Source organism: Variovorax sp. Varisp46 (assembly GCF_059491885.1).
Genome location: NZ_CP168515.1, coordinates 5951371 through 5970729 on the forward strand (window position 1 = coordinate 5951371; position 19359 = coordinate 5970729).

15 protein-coding genes are annotated in these 19359 nt (G+C 68.9%); 5 read left to right on the forward strand and 10 right to left on the reverse strand.

All coding sequences use genetic code 11. From position 1 onward, the window contains the following. Complete coding sequence (locus ACEN9N_RS28060) at positions 1 to 1008, forward strand: TRAP transporter substrate-binding protein (RefSeq protein ID WP_495655024.1); 1008 nt, start codon at positions 1 to 3, stop codon at positions 1006 to 1008. Positions 1009 to 1021: 13 nt separating this feature from the next. On the opposite strand, the gene ACEN9N_RS28065 is transcribed toward ACEN9N_RS28060, so the two are convergent. Both ACEN9N_RS28065 and ACEN9N_RS28070 read right to left on the reverse strand, forming a co-directional pair. After that, positions 1022 to 1717 carry an aspartate/glutamate racemase family protein gene (locus tag ACEN9N_RS28065; RefSeq protein ID WP_495655025.1) on the reverse strand — a complete coding sequence of 232 codons (696 nt, stop codon included), beginning with the start codon at positions 1715 to 1717 and terminating at the stop codon, positions 1022 to 1024. 56 nt (positions 1718 to 1773) lie between these two features. Continuing rightward, the gene (locus ACEN9N_RS28070) at positions 1774 to 3192 is read right to left on the reverse strand and encodes an MFS transporter (RefSeq protein WP_495655026.1); all 1419 of its coding nucleotides are present in this window, start codon (positions 3190 to 3192) and stop codon (positions 1774 to 1776) included. A gap of 260 nt (positions 3193 to 3452) precedes the next feature. Here ACEN9N_RS28070 and ACEN9N_RS28075 point away from each other — a divergent pair, with 260 nt between their 5' ends. The 3 genes from ACEN9N_RS28075 to ACEN9N_RS28085 all read left to right on the forward strand — a co-directional run bounded on the left by ACEN9N_RS28075 (position 3453) and on the right by ACEN9N_RS28085 (position 8119). Beyond that, a complete protein-coding gene (locus tag ACEN9N_RS28075; protein ID WP_413313598.1) occupies positions 3453 to 4802 on the forward strand; it encodes a dicarboxylate/amino acid:cation symporter in 1350 nt (449 codons plus the stop codon). Positions 4803 to 4878: 76 nt separating this feature from the next. Continuing rightward, on the forward strand, positions 4879 to 6735 hold the full coding sequence (locus ACEN9N_RS28080) for a sensor histidine kinase (protein WP_495655027.1): 1857 nt from the start codon (positions 4879 to 4881) through the stop codon (positions 6733 to 6735). A 7-nt stretch (positions 6736 to 6742) separates the two neighbouring features. After that, positions 6743 to 8119 (forward strand): sigma-54-dependent transcriptional regulator, encoded by a 1377-nt coding sequence (locus ACEN9N_RS28085; RefSeq protein WP_495655028.1) that lies wholly within the window; start codon positions 6743 to 6745, stop codon positions 8117 to 8119. 18 nt (positions 8120 to 8137) lie between these two features. Here ACEN9N_RS28085 and nadE read toward each other — a convergent pair whose 3' ends face one another. The 5 genes from nadE to ACEN9N_RS28110 all read right to left on the reverse strand — a co-directional run bounded on the left by nadE (position 8138) and on the right by ACEN9N_RS28110 (position 13768). Continuing rightward, on the reverse strand, positions 8138 to 8977 hold the full coding sequence (nadE, locus tag ACEN9N_RS28090) for an NAD(+) synthase (RefSeq protein WP_007838875.1): 840 nt from the start codon (positions 8975 to 8977) through the stop codon (positions 8138 to 8140). Positions 8978 to 9098: 121 nt separating this feature from the next. After that, on the reverse strand, positions 9099 to 10277 hold the full coding sequence (locus ACEN9N_RS28095) for a phospholipase A (RefSeq protein ID WP_413313595.1): 1179 nt from the start codon (positions 10275 to 10277) through the stop codon (positions 9099 to 9101). Next, positions 10274 to 10738 (reverse strand): hypothetical protein, encoded by a 465-nt coding sequence (locus ACEN9N_RS28100; RefSeq protein ID WP_007838878.1) that lies wholly within the window; start codon positions 10736 to 10738, stop codon positions 10274 to 10276. The genes ACEN9N_RS28095 and ACEN9N_RS28100 overlap by 4 nt, the downstream gene beginning before the upstream one ends. Further along, positions 10735 to 12831, reverse strand: coding sequence for an ATP-dependent helicase (locus ACEN9N_RS28105; RefSeq protein WP_007838879.1), 2097 nt, complete (start codon positions 12829 to 12831; stop codon positions 10735 to 10737). Before ACEN9N_RS28105 ends, ACEN9N_RS28100 begins: the two co-directional genes overlap by 4 nt. A gap of 262 nt (positions 12832 to 13093) precedes the next feature. After that, a complete protein-coding gene (locus ACEN9N_RS28110) occupies positions 13094 to 13768 on the reverse strand; it encodes a hypothetical protein (protein ID WP_495655029.1) in 675 nt (224 codons plus the stop codon). 236 nt (positions 13769 to 14004) lie between these two features. Here ACEN9N_RS28110 and ACEN9N_RS28115 point away from each other — a divergent pair, with 236 nt between their 5' ends. Beyond that, a complete protein-coding gene (locus tag ACEN9N_RS28115) occupies positions 14005 to 14214 on the forward strand; it encodes a hypothetical protein (protein ID WP_007838881.1) in 210 nt (69 codons plus the stop codon). Positions 14215 to 14247: 33 nt separating this feature from the next. Here ACEN9N_RS28115 and priA read toward each other — a convergent pair whose 3' ends face one another. The 3 genes from priA to ACEN9N_RS28130 all read right to left on the reverse strand — a co-directional run bounded on the left by priA (position 14248) and on the right by ACEN9N_RS28130 (position 19310). Next, positions 14248 to 16347 carry a replication restart helicase PriA gene (priA, locus tag ACEN9N_RS28120; protein WP_495656428.1) on the reverse strand — a complete coding sequence of 700 codons (2100 nt, stop codon included), beginning with the start codon at positions 16345 to 16347 and terminating at the stop codon, positions 14248 to 14250. Positions 16348 to 16798: 451 nt separating this feature from the next. Beyond that, the gene (gene hemE, locus ACEN9N_RS28125; protein ID WP_007838885.1) at positions 16799 to 17908 is read right to left on the reverse strand and encodes a uroporphyrinogen decarboxylase; all 1110 of its coding nucleotides are present in this window, start codon (positions 17906 to 17908) and stop codon (positions 16799 to 16801) included. A gap of 64 nt (positions 17909 to 17972) precedes the next feature. Further along, positions 17973 to 19310 (reverse strand): MFS transporter, encoded by a 1338-nt coding sequence (locus ACEN9N_RS28130; protein ID WP_007838887.1) that lies wholly within the window; start codon positions 19308 to 19310, stop codon positions 17973 to 17975. Between the last annotated feature and the right edge of the window lie 49 nt (positions 19311 to 19359).

Sequence of the window (19359 nt, forward strand, 5' to 3'; positions counted from 1 at the left end):
ATGAAGAAGCGTTCGATTCTAAAAATGCTGGTTGCTGCCGTTGCGGTGTTCACCGTGTGCAGCGCCGGCGCGCAGGTCAAGGAGCGCACGCTCAAGTTCGCATTCCAGAACCAGACCGGCCATCCGCAGGCGCAAGGCGCGCAGAAGTTCGCCGACCTCGTGGCAGCCAAGTCGGGCGGCAAGATCACCGTCAAGCTGTTCGCGGGCGGCGCGCTCGGCGGCGACCTGCAGACCGTGTCGGCGCTGCAGGGCGGCACGGTGGAACTCACGGTGCTCAACGCCGGCATTCTCTCGGCGCAGGTGAAGGAGTTCGCGGCCTACGACTTTCCGTTTCTGTTCAACAGCGGCAAGGAGGCCGATGCCGTCACCGACGGGCCCTTCGGCCAGAAGCTGATGGCCAAGCTCGAAGACAAGGGCCTGCACGGCCTGGGCTACTGGGACCTGGGCTTTCGCAATCTCACCAACAGCAAGCGGCCGGTCGTGAAGGCCGACGACATCGCGGGGCTGAAGATCCGTGTGATCCAGTCGCCGATCTACATCGACCTGTTCAGCGCGCTGGGCGCCAATGCCACGCCGCTGCCGTTCCCCGAGCTGTACCCGGCGCTCGACCAGAAGGCGGTCGACGGGCAGGAGAACCCGAACACCACCATCCTGTCGTCCAAGTTCGCCGAGGTGCAGAAGTACATCACGCAGACCCGGCATATCTACAACCCGCAGGCGCTGCTGATCAGCAAGAAGACCTGGGACGGCATGAGCGCGGACGAGAAGAAGATCATCACCGAGGCGTCGGCCGAATCGACCGCGTTCCAGCGCCAGGCCTCGCGCGGCGCCGCCGACAGTGCACTCGATGCGCTGAAGAAGGCGGGCATGACCGTGTCGGAGCTGCCGCCCGAGGAAATGGCGAAGCTGCGCGCGAAGGTCAAGCCGGTGATCGACAAGTACTCGGCCTCGGTCGGCGAGGCCACCGTGAAGGAGCTGATGGCCGAGATCGACAAGGTGCGCAAGTAGGCGGCAGCGCCTCTCAGCCGGCTGTCGCGCGCCGCAGCGCTGCGCGTGCCAGCAGGCGCGTCGAGTCGAGCGTCGGCAGCGCGGAGTTGCCGTCGCTCAGCACCAGCGGCAGCTCGGTGCAGCCCAGCGCTACGGCATCGCAGCCGCGCGCCTTCAGGTTTTCGATCATGCGCTGCAGCGCGGCCGTGGATTCCGGCCGGAACACGCCGCACACCAGCTCGTCCATGATGATGCGGCCGAGCTCGGCGCGTTCGCCGGCATCCGGCCGCACGGCGTCCAGCCCGGCGGCCGACAGCGCCTGCGGGTAGACCTCGCTGTCGACCAGCCAGCGCGTGCCCAGCACCCCCACGCGGCGAAAGCCCCGCGACAGCGCCTGCGCCGCGACCACCTCGGCGATGTGCAGCCATGGCAGCGGCGAGTGCGGCAGCACAAGGTGCATCGCCTGGTGGATCGTGTTGTCGGGGCAGACCAGGAAATCCGCACCGGCCGCCGCCAGCTTGCCCGCCGAGGACAGCATCAGCTGCGCGACGCCGTCCAGGTCGCCGCGGTCGAGGCAGTCCACATACGCGGCGAGCGAGTGGGTATGCATCGACACCTCCGGGTGCGCGTGGGCCGCGCCAAGGTGCGAGGCGCCTTCAACGCAGAGCGTGCGGTAGCAGAGCGCGGCGCCTTCGGCCGAGCAACCGACCACACCGATATGCAATGGCATGACAACTTCTCCTGAACGGGTGAATGGAAGATCGGGCGCGTCCACGGCTGTAGCGTTCATCGCCTGTGCGATACCGCCATGCCGGCCTGGCGATCGAGCCGCAGCGTCATCAGCGTCGCGATGGCCATCAGCAGGCCGACCACGTACCAGGCATGGTGGAAGTCCGCGAGCTGCACGGCCGGCGCGCCGCGCAGCGCCTGCGATGCGCCGAGCACCATCGCGCCCAGCGCCACGCCGAGCGCGAGCGACACCTGCTGCAGCATCGTGCCGAGCGTGCTCGCGCCGGCGCGCGATTCGTCGGGCACGTCGGCAAAGGCCAGCGTGTTGACCGCGGTGAAGTTCATCGAGCGCGCCATGCCCGCCGCGACGAGCAGCACGCACACCCACGGCAGCGGGTCGCCCGGCGACAGCAGCCCGCAGCCGAACAGCGTGGCGGCGCAGATCGCGCCGTTCACCGTCAGCACCCTGCGAAAGCCGAAGCGCCGCAGCACCGCCGTGGTGGCGCTCTTCATCACGAGGTTGCCGCCCATGTACACCAGCAGCATGGAGCCGGCCTGGAACGCGTTCATGCCGAAGCCGATCTGGAACATCAGCGGCAGCAGGAAGGGCGAGGCGTTGATCGCGACACGCGAGACGAAGCCGGCCGTCGCGGTGGCCAGCGCATAGGTCGGCACCGCCAGCGCGCGCAGGTCGAGCAGGGGCGCCGCCGTCCGCCGCGCATGACGCACCGCGGCGGCAGCCGCCACGGCGCCCAGGGCCAGCAGGCCGAGGGTGGTGGGCGAGCCCGGCTGCGGCCCGCCCAGGCGCGTGAGGCCTTCGACCAGCGCGGCCAGCGCGATGGCGGTGAGCACGAAGCCGGCCGCATCGAAGCGCGCCGGAGCCGCGTCGGTGCGGCGCGGAAACAGCCGCATGATCAGCCACAGCCCCGCGAGGCCCAGCGGCACGTTCAGCAGGAAGATCCAGCGCCACGATGCATGCGTGGCGATGAGCCCGCCCAGCGGCGGGCCGATCACCGGCGCGATGAGCCCCGGCCAGGTGATGGTGCCGATGGCCTCGATCAGCCGGTGCTTCGGCGTCTCGCGCAGCACCACGAGCCGGCCCACCGGCGACATGAAGGCCGCCGCCGCGCCCTGCAGCACGCGCGCCGCGACGAACACCTCGAAGGTGGGCGCGAGCCCGCAGGCGAGCGAGGCCGAGGTGAAGGCGCCGACCGCGAGCGCGAACACCCGCCGCGCCCCGAAGCGCCCGGCGCACCAGCCCGCCGCCGGCACCAGCGCCGCCATCGCGATCAGGTAGACGGTGACGCCCAGGCTCGCGTCGAGCGCGCCCATGCCGAAGCCGGCGCCGATGGCCGGCAGCGCGGTGACGATGATGGTGGCGTCCAGCGTCTCCATGAAGAAGGCGGCCGCCACGGTGAGCGCGATGCGCTTCGAGGCGCCGTCCGTGGCCGCTGGCGGCTGCGCGGTGTCGTTCATGGAACCGAGTCTGACACCGTCCCGGGCCTAGGGTTTTCCCCGAGATGTCGATCCGGCAGATCGGACGGGCCCTGCCTGCGCCATCCGGATCGTCGGCGGGGCGCCGTTCGACCGTTCGTGAAAAGGTCCATCAAATCAAGGACTTGGCGCGCAGTCGACGCGCCCTTGGCGGTGGCATGTCGATTGCTCAATCACAAGGCCGGCCGTGCGCCCTGCTACGGAGCCTGGCCCGAATTGGAGACAAACCGATGAGCACCCCCATGGAACATCCCACCGCACCCAAACCCTTCTACAAGTCCCTGTACTTCCAGGTCATCACCGCCATCGTGCTCGGTGTGCTGCTGGGGCATTTCTACCCCGACACCGGCGCGTCGATGAAGCCGCTGGGCGACGGCTTCATCAAGCTGATCAAGATGATCATTGCGCCGATCATCTTCTGCACGGTGGTGGTCGGCATCGCCGGCATGGAGGACATGAAGAAGGTCGGCAAGACCGGCGGGCTGGCGCTGCTGTATTTCGAGATCGTGAGCAGCGTCGCGCTGGTGGTGGGCCTCGTCATCATCAACCTCGTGCGGCCCGGCGCGGGCATGAACGTCGACGTGAGCCAGCTCGACACCAAGGGCATCGCGGCCTACACCGGCCCGGGCAAGATGACCGGCACGGTCGACTTCCTGCTCAACATCATCCCGAGCACGCTGGTCGATGCCTTCGCCAAGGGCGAGATCCTGCAGGTGCTGCTGATCGCTGTGCTGTTCGGCTTCGCGCTGCACCGCTTCGGCGGGCGTGGCACGCTGGTGTTCGACGTGATCGAGAAGGGCTCGCACGTGCTCTTCGTGATCGTCGGCTACATCATGAAGCTCGCGCCCATCGGCGCCTTCGGCGCGATGGCCTTCACCATCGGCAAGTACGGCGTGAGCTCGCTGCTGCAGCTGGGCCAGCTGATGGCCACCTTCTACGCCACCTGCCTGTTCTTCATCTTCGTGGTGCTGGGGCTCATCGCGCGCTTCCACGGCTTCAGCATCTGGAAGTTCATCAAGTACATCAAGGAAGAGCTGCTGATCGTGCTGGGCACGTCGTCGAGCGAATCGGTGCTGCCGCGCATGATGGCCAAGCTGGAGAACCTGGGTGCGAAGAAGTCGGTGGTCGGGCTGGTGGTGCCCACGGGCTACTCGTTCAACCTCGACGGCACCTCGATCTACCTGACGATGGCGGCCGTGTTCATCGCGCAGGCCACCAACACCGACATGACGCTCACGCAGCAGCTCACGCTGCTGGCCGTGCTGCTGCTCACCTCGAAGGGCGCGGCCGGCGTCACGGGCAGCGGCTTCATCGTGCTGGCGGCCACGCTGTCGGCCGTGGGCCATGTGCCGGTGGCGGGCCTCGCGCTGATCCTGGGCATCGACCGCTTCATGTCGGAAGCCCGCGCGCTGACCAACCTGATCGGCAACGGCGTGGCCACGCTGGTCGTCGCCAAGTGGACCGGCGACCTCGACACCGTGCGCATGCACCAGCATCTGAACCAGGAAAGCACCGCCGAAGCCGACGAGCCCGAGCGCGTGCTCGACGCCGCCCAGGCGCACATGCCCGCCGGCCAGGCACGGCAGGCCTGACCCTGCCTTCGGCCCCGCCAGGGGCCATCGGGCTGCCACCGATGCGGACGGCCCGGCCTTGTGCAATAACGCTCCCATGATTTCAAGGGAGCCGGGCCTGCATTTCGATGGACCTTTCGACCACACGAGGGGATGGCGCGCCCTGCCGCGCTGGTGTGGCGCGCTGGCGCTGGTGGCCGTGGCCGCCTTCGCCGGCCAGCAGATCGCCATGCAGGCCGGCCTGGCGCGCCTGCGCGAGGCGGCCGAGCACCGGCTCGACATGCTCGCGACCGGGCTCGACGCCGACCTCGCCCGCTTCGACTACCTGCCCGCGCTGCTGGAGATGACGCCCGTCGTGCCGGAGCTGCTCGGCACGCCGTCGGACACGCGCCTGCGCGACGCGGTCAACCGCTACCTCGACGGCGTCAACGCCACGGCCGGCGCCGAGATGCTCTACGTGCTCGACGCCTCCGGCACCTCGCTGGCCGCGTCCGACTGGGACAAGCCCGGCACCACCGTCGGCCAGGACCTGTCGTTCCGGCCCTACGTGATCGACGCGCTGGGGCAGGGCCGGGGCCGCTTCTACGGGGTGGGCATCACCAGCAAGAAGCCGGGCTACTACCTGTCGTATGCGCTGCGCCGCGGCCAGTCCTCGCGCGGGGTGGTGGCCGTCAAGATCAACCTCGAGGAGGCCGAGCGCGCCTGGCGCAAGCTGCCCGGCGACGTGGCGCTGATCGACCAGCGCGGCGTGGTGATCCTTTCCACCCGCGAAGACCTCAAGTTTCGCCCGCTGCTGCCGCTCGATGCGCTGCAGCGCGCCGAGGTGCTGCGCTCGCGACCCTACGGCGAGGCCAGCCTGCAGCCGCTGCGGTGGACGCAGAAGGAGGCGCTGGACCGCGACGTGCAGGTGATCTCGCTCGACGGCGTGGACCAGCTCGCGTCGGCGCGCATCCTGCGCGGCGCACCGTGGCAGCTGGTGGTGCTCGACGACCTCGCGCCGCTGCGCACGGCGGCACGCTACGCGGCGATCACCGCCAGCCTGGCGATGGCGGTGCTGCTGCTGGTGGCCGTCGCGCTGTGGCAGCGCCGCCGCGCGGTGCGCCAGAAGCTGGCCAGCCAGGCTGCGCTGCAGGCGGCGCACGACACGCTCGAATCGACCGTGGTGGCGCGCACCGCGCAGCTGCGCGCGGCGCAGGGCGAGCTGGTGCATGCCGGCAAGATGGCCGCGCTGGGCCAGATGTCGGCCGGCGTGGTGCACGAGCTCAACCAGCCGCTCACGGCCATGCGCACGCTGTCGGAAAGCGCCGTCATCCTGCTCGACAAGAACCGCATCGACGACGTGCGCGGCAACCTTCAGCGCATCCGCAACATGGTCGACCGGCTCGCGCGCCTGACCTCGCAGCTGCGCACCTTCGCCTACAAGGGCGAGGTGCCGCTGGCGCCGGTGCCGCTGTCGCAGGCGATCGCCGAAGCGCAGGCGATCGTCGCCGACGCCGCAAAGAAGCAGCGCGTGGCCATCGAGGTCGACGTGCAGCCCGCGGCGCTGAGCGCCATGGCCGAGGACGCCGCGCTGGGCAGCGTGCTCGCCAACCTGATGCGCAACGCCATCGACGCCATGCAGGACGCGCCGCTGCGCACGCTGCGGCTGGAAGCGCGGCCGAAGGAGGGGCGCGTGCTCCTTTCGGTGACCGACACCGGCCCGGGCATTCGCCCCGATATCCTGCCGCGCCTGTTCGAACCCTTCGTCACCGGCAAGGCCGCGGGTTCCGGGCTGGGCCTGGGGCTCGTGATCTCGGCACAATTGGTGCGCGCCATGGACGGCACGCTGCGCGCGGCCAACCTGGATGGCGGCGGCGCATGCTTCGTCATCGACCTGCCCGCCGCCATTGCCGTGATCCACAACCCGCCCGTATCCTCTCATTCACCCCCCCTTTCCACTGCACAACAGGAGTGACCCCCAAGTGAGCGAAGCCCCTGCCATCCGGGTGCTGCTGGTCGAGGACGACGAAGACGTCCGCATCAGCACGACCCAGGTGCTGACCCTGGCCGGTTTCGAGGTCGAATCCTTCGCGAGCGCCGAGCGCGCGCGCCCGCACATCGGCTTCGGCGTGCCGGCCGTCGTGGTCAGCGATGTGCGCCTGCCGGGCCTGAGCGGCACCGAGTGGCTGCCCGAGCTGCGCAACGTCGATGCCGAGCTGCCCGTGATCCTGGTCACAGGCCACGGCCACATCGCGATGGCCGTGCAGGCCATGCGCGAGGGTGCCTACGACTTCATCGAGAAGCCTTTCAGCTCCGAGCGGCTGGTGGCCATCGTGCGCCACGCCATCGAGCGCCGGCAGCTCAGCCTGCAGGTGCGCGCGCTGCGCGACGCGCTGGAAAACTGGCAGGGCATCCAGTCGGTGCTGATCGGCCGTTCGGCGCAGATGCAGCAGGTGCGCCAGACCGTGAAGACGCTGGCCGAGACCTCGGCCGACGTGCTGGTCTACGGCGAGACCGGCACCGGCAAGGAGCTGGTGGCGCGATGCCTGCACGACCACAGCGCGCGCCGCCGCCAGCATTTCGTGCCGCTCAATTGCGGCGGCCTGCCGGAGTCGCTGGCCGAGAGCGAGCTGTTTGGCCACGAGGCCGGCGCCTTCACCGGCGCCAACCGCGTGCGCGTGGGCAAGTTCGAATACGCCAGCGGCGGTACGCTGTTCCTCGACGAGATCGAGAGCATGCCGATGGCTGTGCAGATCAAGCTGCTGCGCGCGCTGCAGGAGCGCAGCATCGAGCGCATCGGCTCCAACAAGACCATTCCCTTCGACTGCCGCGTGGTGGCCGCGAGCAAGGACGACCTGAAGGCCATGAGCGACCAGCAGAAGTTCAGGGCCGACCTGTACTACCGCCTGGGCGTCGCCTTCATCGAGCTGCCGCCGCTGCGCGAGCGGCGCGAGGACATCCCGCTGCTGTTCGAGCACTTCACGCTGCAGGCCGCGAGCCGCTACGAGCGCTCCGCGCCGCTGCTGAGCAACGCGCAGCTGGCCGACCTGATGGCCTACGCCTGGCCCGGCAACGTGCGCGAGCTGCGCAACGTGGCCGACCGCTTCGTGCTGGGCCTGCTCGGCGAGCGCCTGACGCAGACGCGCGGCGGCAACGGCGCCGACGGCGTGCCGGCCTTGCCGCGCGGGCTGCCGCAGCAGGTGGAATCGTTCGAACGCGCGGTGATCGTCGAGGAGCTGCGGCGGCAGCACGGCGACCAGCCCGCCACGGCCGCCGCGCTCGGCATCGCGCGCCAGACGCTGCACGACAAGGTGCGCAAGCTCGGCCTGACGGTGGAAGAGTTCAAGCCCGCGGCCTGACCGGCAGCAGGGCCGCCGTCAGAAGGGTTCGACAGGCAGCGCGCGCTTGTGCGCGCTCCTGCGGTGCGTCGCAAGAATGATCCGGCGGGCTTCGGCCGACACCGGCTTGCCTTCGAGGAAGTCGTCGATCTGCTCGTAGGTGACGCCGAAGGCGTCTTCGTCGGGCTTGCCCGGCACCAGCGATTCGAGGTCGGCGGTCGGCACCTTGTAGACCAGCGCGTCGGACGCGCCCAGCAGTTGCGCCACCGCGCGCACGCGGCGCTTGTTGAGACCCGTGAGCGGCGTGATGTCGGCCGCGCCGTCACCGAACTTGGTGAAGAAGCCCATCAGCGCCTCGGCCGCGTGGTCGGTGCCGATGACGATGCCGTCGTGCGCGCCGGCCACCGCGAACTGCGCGATCATGCGCTGGCGCGCCTTGATGTTGCCGAGCACGAAGTCTTCGTGCGCCGCATCGCGGAACGCCAGGTCGCCAGCCTTCAGCGCCGCGAGCATGCCGTCGGCGGCGGGGCGGATGTCGACGGTGATGGTGCGGTCGGGCTTCATCACTGCGAGCGAGGCCTGCGCCTCGGCTTCGTCCTTCTGCACGCCGTAGGGCAGGCGCATCGCGATGAAGGTGGCGTCGTAGCCCGTGGCGCGCAGCTTTTCGACGGCGCGCTGCGCGAGGCAGCCGGCAGTCAGCGAATCGACGCCGCCGCTGATGCCCAGCACCAGCGTCTTCAGGCCGGTCTGCTTCAGGTAGCCGGCGAGAAAGTCGACGCGCCGCTCCAGTTCGCGGGCGGCATCGAAGACGGGCGCGACGTGCAGCGCGGCGATGATCTCGCGCTGCGTGTCGTCGACGGGAGTGAGGTCCTGATTCATACGGCGATTCTTCCTTGCATTCTTTCAGTGGAACACCGCGGAACCGGCTTTGCCGGGCCGCAGGTGTTGCCCCCGGCAGGGGGGCGAAGCGACACGAAGCGCGCGAAGCCTGGGGGCGAGCTTAAAAATCCACGAGGCTGAGGCCGATGCTCAGGACGGTCCGCTTGCGGTTGTAGTCCACCAGCGTATCGCCATAGCCCGAGAACAGCTGCGTGTGGAAGCGCAGGTTGCTCTTGGTCGGGTCGCCGATGGCCTTGAGCCATTCGAGGCGCACCGAGCCGCGGCCGCTGTCGCGCAGGTTGTTGCGCACGGTCACGGCGAGCTGGTTGTCGCGGTTGAGGTTCCAGCGGCCGGTGAGCTCGGCGCGGCCGATGTAGTCGGAGATGTCGGGGTTGTCGTCCTTGGCGGCGCTCTCGGAAACGCGCTTCCAGATGCGCCCGGTGATGGTGAAGCGGTCGTCGAGCTCGGCGCCGCCCATCAGGTAGACGCGGTTCCAGCTGCGCGACAGCGGCAGGGTCTGGCCGTTCGACTGGTGCACGATGCCAAGGCCCGAATAGCGCCAGCGCCAGCCCCCGGGCAGCTTGAAGTCGGTCGGGTAGACGTACATCAGCTCGGGTTCGTGGTCGGTGGTGCGGAAGGGCCGCGAGATGGCGCCGTTGAACAGCTGCCACGTCGACTGCTGGCTGTAGGCGAACCACAGCGAGTCTTTCCTGCTGGCCGGATCGTTCTGCGTGAGCATGCCCTGGGCGAGCTTGGTGCGCACCGACAGGCCGATGCGCATTTCGTTGGCCTGGTAAGCCACGGGGTCGGCGGTGTGGCCGGCCGAGGGCGAGGTCGGCGTCTCGGGTTTCTTGGTGGCGGCCGAGACCGACACGTTGAGCGGGCGGTAGCCGCGGAAGCCGAAGGTGCCGCAATCGGTGGCCTCCTCCAGTTCCCAGAAGCGCGAGAGCACCGAGTACTGGCGGTCGCGGCAGCCTTCGGTGGTGGCGACCGAGACGACGCGCGTGGCCGGGATCGAGGCGTCCACCGGCGGCTGGGTGTTCGCCAGCACGGGCGGCGCGGCGGGAACCGACACCGAGGGCAGCGTCTGCTGCTGCGACCAGCGGTCGAAGCAGGCCAGGCGCGCCTCGTTGTTGGCACCGAGTGCGGCGCACTGCTGCCAGGTGAGCTGGGCGTCGGCCAGCGGACTCGCGGGCTTGTCCACGGCCTGTGCGTGCGCCGTGGCGCCGCCGCCGAGGCAGGCGGCCACGGCCGCGAGCGCGGCCAGGTTGAAGTGAGGTTGTCGTCGTGTCGTCGTCATTGCTTTCCTTCCTGCGCGACTGTCTTGCTGAGCACGAACGGGTGCGTGCTCTCGTCCGCGGCGTTGCGCCACGTGCCCCTGAATTCGCGCCCGCACGAGCCGGCCTGCAGCTTGCCCGACCAGACGGCGCTGATGGCGCGGCCGTCCTGCGATTCGTCGATGGAGAGCGCGCCTTCGTCGTCCACGTCGCCCGCGAGTTGCGCGACCGCGGCTTTCGCAGGGTTGGCGCCGTGGCGTGTGATGGTTCCGCGCACGCCGTCGTAGTCGGGGTGCTTTCCGAGCTGCACGGCGGCCACGGCCGGCAGGCCGTCGAAGTGCGCATCCCAGCGGCCGTAGAGCGATTGCAGCGGCAGGTCGCGCGCGTCGGCGGGGCAGTCGGCGCTGCCCCGCACGGAGGCGCAGCCCGACAGCGAAAGAAGAACGGCGCCGGCCAGCAGCGCGGAAAAGCTGTTCGCCTTCATGACGCTGCCGCCGCCTTCGCCGCGTTGTCCTGTGCCTTGCGCGCGAACTCGGCGCGCAGCGCCTTGAGTTTCTCGCGCGGGTCTTCCTTGATGGTTGTCTTGTCGAGGCCCATCTCGGCGATGAAGCGGCTCGGCACGCAGGGCACCATCTCGCGGCCCTGCTTGCGCTTCTTGGTCCAGCTCACGGCCAGGCTGCGCTGCGCGCGCGTGATGCCCACGTACATCAGGCGGCGCTCTTCCTGCAGGCGCTGCAGCGTGTCGTCGCTCACCACCTTCTGGCGGCCGTTGTCGTCCTCGAGCTTGAAGGGCAGCAGGCCCTCGGTCACGCCGATCAGCATCACGTGCGGCCATTCGAGGCCCTTGGAGGCGTGCAGCGTCGAGAGCGTGACCACGTCCTGGTCCTGCTCGCGCTCGCTGATGGTCGACAGCAGCGAGATGGTCTGCGCCACTTCGAGCAGGCTCTTGCGCTCGGTCTCGACGTTGTCGTTGGCGCCCGAGGCATCGTCGAGCGTGCCGCCGGCGCGCTGCGACATCCAGTCGACGAACTCCAGCACGTTGGTCCAGCGCGAGGCCGCGGCGGCCTCGCTGTCCTCGCCGTCGTAGAGGTGCTTCTCGTAGTCGATCTCCTTGAGCCAGTCGAGCATGAAGGTGCGCGAGTCTTCGGCGCCCATGGTGCGGCGCGCGCGGTATTCCAGGTCGTTGATGTAGCGGCCGAACTCGTGGATGCCTTCGAGCGTGCGCTTGGGCATCACGCTCGGCAGCGAGGGGCTGAACAGCGCCTCGAACAGGCTCAGCTTGTACTGGCTCGCGAAGGTGCCCAGGCTCGCCAGCGTGGTGTGGCCGATGCCGCGCTTGGGCGTGGTGATGGCGCGCAGGAACGCGGGGTCGTCGTCGTTGTTGACCCACAGGCGGAACCAGCCGCACAGGTCCTTGATCTCGGCGCGGTCGAAGAAGCTCTGGCCGCCCGACACCTTGTACGGAATCTGCGCCTTGCGCAGCGCCTGCTCGAACACGCGCGCCTGGTGGTTGGCGCGGTACAGGATCGCGAAGTCGCGGAACTCCTTGTACTGCTTGCCCTGCGCGATGACGTCGCCCGCGCGGATGCTGACGATGCGCGCCACCGCGCGCTCGGCCTCGTGCACTTCGCTGTCGGCATCGACGATGCGCACCGGCTCGCCTTCGCCGAGCTCGGAGAACAGCGTCTTCGGAAACAGCTTGGGGTTGGGGCCGATCACGTTGTTGGCCGCGCGCAGGATGGCGCTGGTGGAGCGGTAGTTCTGCTCCAGCTTGATGACCTTGAGCGTGGGGTAGTCGACCGGCAGCTTGCGCAGGTTGTCGAGCGTGGCGCCGCGCCATCCGTAGATCGACTGGTCGTCGTCGCCCACGGCGGTGAAGTGGCCGCGCTCGCCGGCCAGGGCCTTGAGCACTTCGTACTGCGTGGCGTTGGTGTCCTGGTATTCGTCCACCAGGATGTGGCCGAGCGCGGCCTGCCACTTGGCGCGCACCTCGGGAAATTCGTAGAGCAGCTTGAGCGGCATGCCGATCAGGTCGTCGAAGTCCACGCTCTGGTAGGCCGCGAGGCGCTCTTCGTAGCGCGCCATGATCTTCGCGGTGATGCGCTCGTTGTCGTCGGCAGCCTGGGCTTCGGCCTGCGCGGCGTTCAGGCCCATGTTCTTCCACTTGCTGATGGTCCACTGCCAGATGCGCGCGGTGGCCGCATCGGTGGTGCCGCCGGCGTCCTTCAGGATCTTGGTGACGTCGTCGGAATCGAGGATGCTGAAGGCCTTCTTCAGGCCGAGCACCGCGCCGTCCTCGCGCATCATGCGCACGCCCAGCGCGTGGAAGGTGCAGACCACGACCTTGCGGGCGTCCTTGCCGATCAGGTCCTTCGCGCGCTCGCGCATCTCGGCGGCCGCCTTGTTCGTGAAGGTGATGGCCGCGATGCGCTGCGGCTCGATGCCCGACTGGATCAGCCGGCCGATCTTGTGCGTGATCACCCGCGTCTTGCCCGAGCCCGCACCGGCAAGCACCAGGCAGGGACCATGCATGTAGTTGACCGCTTCTTGTTGCGCGAGATTGAGACCGTGAGACATGGGAGAAAAAGAACCGGGAAGGCCGCGAAGAAGGCCGTGGGGAACGGCTGGCGCAAAGCGGGCAATGATACGGGGCCGGCCTTTGCGGGGTTATAGCCCGGACACCCCCATGCAGCCCTGGAGCGGCCCGGCGACAGCGGACCGGTGCCGCCTGTAGTCCTTGTTACTTTCCCTTTCTTTGCGCCGAGCGCGGCCGCACCGCCCGCGTCGTCCACTGGACGACGGGGGACCGCCTTCTTCAGCTTTCCGCTCGCGGCGCGCGCTACGGGGTCAGCACGCCGAGCTTGTACGGATCGGCATCGGCGAGGCGCTCGCACTTCGAGAAGTCGCGGCCCTGCGTGCCGTCGCAGTAGTAGGTGTTGTAGACACGCCCGAAGAGCGTGGGACTGGCGGTGAAGAGCACGCCGTGGTCGGGCTGCCAGTTGTCCTTGGGCGGCGGGGCACTCGCTTCCACCGGCTTGGCCGCCGACCCGGCGGTCGGCGTGAAGTCGGCCAGCGTCTTGTGGGTTTCGTCGCCGCGCCAGCGCACCGCGAGCTCGGCAGCCGTGGGCCGCGCCGCCACCGGCAGCAGGATGCCGTTGACTTGCGGGCCGTAGCCGAAGCGGTGCGTCCTGCCCGCCAGGAAGGCATAGGCACAGGCCGCCATGCACTGGCCGCGAACCTCGGTCTGCACGCCGCTCGCACGGATGGCGTCGGCAAAGGCGCCGGCCGCTTCGGCGGTGCCGCCGAACGAATCCTTGAAGACCACGACATGCACCGTGCCGCTGGCCAGCTGCTCGGTGAATTCCTTGATGGCGCTGCCGTCGAGCATGCCCGACACCAGCAGCCGGCTGCCCTGCACCTCCAGTTCGGCCGCGCAAGCCGAAGGCACGCCCGCGATGCAGGCGAGGCTCGAAGCGAGCGAGAGGACCCAAACAGAGAAAGACGACGGTTTCACGGCGACCCTTGCCTTTGCGACGAGCGAGCTTGCTTGGAACACGGTCCCCGCGGGGGGCTGGCGCTGTGACAGCTTGGCCAGCGCCGGGGTATGGCGTCAACTCTTTTTTCACAAATTTTCGGGTAGGCCGAGGCAGGCCGTAAGGCATAGCTATCGCTATCACTTCAGATGAATACTTGAGTTTGCAGATGAGCTGCTACAGTGTTTGCAAGTCAAAGATGTGAATGGAGCGCGCGATGGCAATTCTTTCTCGCATCCTGCTGTGGTTGGCCTGGCTCTTCGTGGTCGGCTGGTTCTGGCATGCCGACAGGTTCGGCACTGCCACCGCGATAGCGCTCGCCGCGCTGAGCCTCGTGGTGTTCGCGTGGCCCGGGAGCATCGTGCGGCGCAGGCATGGCGAGCTGCGCTACGTCGACATGGGCAAGGAGCCCGTCGGCCACCACTGAAACCGCGGCTTCAGGGTCGCTGGCGTTCCAGGTTCAGATGCTGTGCGGGTCGACGTCGACCAGCCAGCGGATCACGCCCTTGCCCTCGGGCGTGCGCCGCAGTTCGTGCAACAGCGGCTGCCAGGCGGCCAGCAGGCGCTGCAGCGCGGCGCGCGAGGGGCTTTCGATCAGCATCTGCGCACGCTCCACATTCGCCACGCGCTGGATCGCCAGCGGCACGGCCGGGTAGCGCGTGACGAGCTCGGCACCCGGCAGCGCCTCGGCCTTGTCCGCGGCCGTGTTCAGGAAGCCCTGCGCCACCGGCTGCTCGCGCGCGTCGGCCCGCAGCAGCGCCTGGAACGCGAACGGCGGCATGCCGGCGGCGCGGCGCTCGTCGAGCTGCTGCTGCGCGAAGCTGGCGTAGTCGTGCCTGCGCAGCGCCATGAACAGTGGGTGCTGCGCATGGTGCGTCTGGATCCACATCTCGGCCTTGGCGCCTTGCGCGGCGAGGTAGGCGGCGTCGCGGCCTGCGCGGCCGGCCGACTGCATCAGCAGGCTGAACAGCCGCTCAGGCGCGCGGAAGTCGCTGGAGAACAGCGCACCGTCGGGGTTCACCGCGGCCACCAGCGTGATGCGGCGGAAGTCGTGGCCCTTGGCGATCATCTGCGTGCCGACCAGCACGTCGACCTCGCCCGCGTGCACGGCCGCGAGCTGCGATTCGAGCGCGCCCTGTTTCTTTGTGCTGTCGGCGTCGATGCGCGCGATGCGCACCGCACTGCCGTCCGGGTGCTTCACGCCTGCGAACAGCTCGGCCAGGTGTTCTTCGAGCCGTTCCGTGCCGCGGCCCACGGGCGCGATGTCGGGGTTGCCGCAGGCCGGGCAGGCGCGCGGCACGCGCTCGGTGAAGCCGCAGTGGTGGCAGCGCAGCGTGCGGTCGATCTTGTGGAACACGCGGTAGGCGCTGCAGTGCGGGCACTCGCTCTTCCAGCCGCAGTCGCCGCAGGCCAGCACCGGCGCATAGCCGCGCCGGTTCAGGAAGATCATGCTCTGCTCGCCGCGCGCGATGCGCTGGCCGATGGCGTCGAGCAGCGCGGCGGAAATCACCGTTTTCGGCGGCTGCAGGTTCATGTCGACGAGCCGCACGGCGGGCAGCTCACCGGCGCCGATGCGCGAGGGCATGGCCAGCCGCACGTAGCGCCCGCCCGGGTCGTCGCCCTCGGCGGGCCGGCTCTGGTGCCAGCTCTCGAGCGAGGGCGTGGCCGAGCCCAGGATCACCTTGGCCTTCTCGCGCTGGCCGCGCCACACGGCGAGGTCGCGCGCCGAGTAGCGCGCGCCTTCCTGCTGCTTGTAGCTCGGGTCATGCTCCTCGTCGACCACGATGAGCTTCAGCCCCGGGATCGACGCGAACACCGCCATGCGCGTGCCCAGCACGATGCGCGCGGCGCCGCCGTGCGCCGCCAGCCAGCTCGCGAGCCGCTGCGGATTCGTCATGCCGCTGTGCAGCGACACCACGGCCTCGTCGCCGAAGCGGGCCTTGAAGCGGGCTTCGAGCTGCGGCGTGAGGTTGATCTCGGGCACCATCACCAGCGCCTGCGCCTCGGGGTCGCGCGCGAGCAGGTCGGCCACGCAGCGCAGGTAGACCTCGGTCTTGCCGCTGCCGGTGCTGCCGACCAGCAGGAAGGTGCCCGTTTCTGCCTCGATGCGCGCCAGCGCGGCGGTCTGCTCCGCGCTCAGCGCGATCAGGTTGGCGGATTCGGCCGTCTCGGCCACCGGCCCGGCCGCCGTCCCGCGCTTGAGCCGGCGCGCCAGCTGCGCGGTCGACAGGTCGCGCAGCTGCGGCGGCAGCGCGGCCAGCGCGATCTCGCCGATCGAGCGCTGGTAGTAGCGCGCGGCGAAGGCCACCAGGTCGCGCCAGGCCTCGCCCAGCGGGGCCAGTGCGTCGAGCGCCGCGCCCACGGGCTTCAGCGCCATGTCGGGCTCGACGCCCGCCAGCGAAACCGGCTCGTTCCAGACCACGCCCAGCACCTCGCGCTTGCCCAGCGGCACGCGCACCAGCGTGCCCGGCACCAGCGGCTCGGTGCCGGCGTAGCTCAGCAGGTCGCCGAGCGCGGCATGCGCGGGCGTCTGCACCGCGATGTCGAGCCGCCACGGCAGGGCCGGCGAAGCGCCGTCCGTCGTCTGGTGAGCCCCGCCGAGGGGTGAGCCGGCTGTGGAGATGAGCGGTCCTTCTTGGAAAGGTTTGTTAATGCGACTTTGAGCAAAAGCGCTTAAGTCATTGATTTGTCTGGGCTTTGAGGCCCATCCAGAGTTTCTGTGGATAACTTTGTTGACAAGCGGGCTCGACTCGCTGCGAGGCCTTGAAAATCAAGGCTCTGGCTGGAATGCCCGGAAAAAAAGCAAAGTTCAAATCCTATATAAATCAACAACTTAGCTTCGCTATTTCTTTAGGAGCAAAGAAAGAGGCCACTCAGATAATCTTGCGCGGTGCAACACCTGTTTTGTGCATAAGTCAGCGCTGATAGACCGTTTTTGTGCTTGACAAACGGCTGCAAACCCACTTTCGGGCAGGTCCGGCGCCATCGCCGGCCCGCCTCGGGTGACGACTTCAACCGCGCAGCGCGCGCGACTGGGCATGCACCGCCTGCACCAGCGCCGCCACGTGCTCCGGTGGCGTGAACTGGCTGATGCCATGGCCCAGGTTGAAGATGTGGGTCGGGCCCTTGGCGTTGCGGTCGGCGTGAGGCTTGCCGAAGGCGTTCAGCACCTTCGCCACCTCGGCCTCGATCTGCGCGGGCGGCGCGAACAGCACGTTGGGGTCGATGTTGCCCTGCAGCGCCTTGGCCTTGCCGTCGGTGCCTTCAGCGATCTGCCTGCGCGCGGTGGCGAGGTTCACGGTCCAGTCGACGCCCAGCACTTCGCAGTCGAGCTCGCGCATGGCGTCGAGCCACAGGCCACCGCCCTTGGTGAACACGATGCGCGGCACGGGCTGGCCGTCGGCGCCGGTGCGTTTGAGGCCTGCCAGCACGCGGGCTGTGTAGGCGAGGCTGAATTCCTGGAACGCGCCGTCGGCCAGCACGCCGCCCCAGCTGTCGAACACCATCACGGCCTGCGCGCCGGCGTCGATCTGGGCGTTGAGGTACGTGGCCACCGAGTCGGCATTCACGGCCAGCAGGCGGTGCATGAGGTCGGGGCGGCCGTACAGCATGCTCTTCACGAGGCGGTAGTCGCTGGAACCCGCGCCTTCCACCATGTAGCAGGCCAGCGTCCACGGGCTGCCCGAGAAGCCGATCAGCGGCACGCGGCCATCCAGCGCCTTGCGGATCGAGGCCACGGCATCGAACACGTAGCGCAGCTTGTCCATGTCGGGCACTTCGAGCGCGGCCACGGCCGCCTCGTCGCGCACCGGGTGCGCGAAGCGCGGGCCCTCGCCGGCTTCGAACGACAGGCCCAGGCCCATCGCGTCGGGCACCGTCAGGATGTCGGAGAACAGGATGGCCGCGTCCAGCGGGTAGCGCGCCAGCGGCTGCAGCGTGACCTCGGTGGCGTAGTCGGTGTTGGTCGCCAGCCCCATGAAGCTGCCCGCCTTGGCGCGCGTGGCGACGTACTCCGGCAGGTAGCGGCCGGCCTGGCGCATGAGCCAGACGGGTGTGTGGTCGGTGGCCTGGCGCCAGCAGGCTCGCAGGAACGTGTCGTTTTGCAGGGGGGCGAAAGGCATTCCGCGATTGTCGCAGGGGTGTGTCCCGGGTCCCCGCAGCCCGGCCTATCGCCTATCGATGCGCTCAGACCACCGGCACGCGCCGCGCATCGGCCGGGTCCACGTTGCGCCGGTACAGCAGCAGCGTCGCAATCAGCCCGCACACCGCGGCGGCCGTCATCCACAGCCCCGGCGCGCCCTTGTCGCCGGTCATCTCGATCAGCCCTGTCGCGATCGCCGGCGTGAAGCCGCCGAACAGCGCCGTCGCCAGGCTGTACGCGAGCGAGAAGCCGGCGGTGCGCACGTTCACCGGCATCACCTCGGTGAGCGCCACGACCATCGCGCCGTTGTAGCTTGCGTAGAGGAACGACAGCCACAGCTCGACCTCGAGCATGCGTACAAAACTCGGCGCGCCGACCAGCCACTTGAGCGACGGGTACGCGGTCAGGATGGTCAGCACCGTGAACAGGATCAGCAGCGGCTTGCGGCCCACGCGGTCCGACAGCGAGCCCATGATCGGCAGCCAGATGAAGTTGGAAATGGCCACGCACAGCGTGACGATCAGCGCGTCGGTCGTGCTCAGGTGCAGCACGGCCTTGCCGAAGGTGGGCGTGTAGACGGTGATCAGGTAGAACGACACGGTGGTCATCGACACCAGCATCATCCCGGCGAGCACGAGGCCCCAGTTGGCGATCATCGACTGGAAGATCTCGCGCGCGTCGGGCCGGTGCTTGCGCGCCATGAACTCCTCGGTCTCCTGCAGCGAGCGGCGGATGATGAACAGCGCCGGCACGATCAGGCAGCCCACGAAGAACGGAATGCGCCAGTAGAAGTCGCCGATCTCCTGCGGCGTGAAGGTCACGTTGAGCCAGTAGCCGAGCGCAGCCGCCACGACGATGGCCACCTGTTGGCTGGCCGACTGCCAGCTCACGTAGAAGCCCTTGCGGCCCGGCGTGGCCATTTCCGACAGGTACACCGACACGCCGCCCAACTCCACGCCGGCCGAGAAGCCCTGCAGCAGCCGGCCGACCAGCACCAGCAGCGGCGCGACGAGGCCGATGGTGGCGTAGGAAGGTACGCAGGCGATCAGCAGGGTGCCGACGGCCATCAGCGCGAGCGTGACGATCAGGCCCTGGCGGCGGCCGACGCGGTCGACATACGCACCGAGAAAGATCGCGCCCAGCGGCCGCATCAGGAAGCCCGCGCCGAAGGTCATGAACGTGAGCATCAGCGAGGCGAACTCGTTGCCCGCGGGGAAGAACGCCTTCGAGATCTGCGTGGCGTAGAAGCCGAACAGGAAGAAGTCGAACATCTCCATGAAGTTGCCGCCGGTCACGCGCAGGACGGTGGCGAACTTGGAGGAAGAGGCGGAGGAGGCGTGGGCGGCCGTGCCCGGTTGCGCGGCGGTGGGCGCAGGATTCATCTGGTTGTCCCCTTGGGCGATATTGGCGATGTGCTCGCCCGAGGGTAGG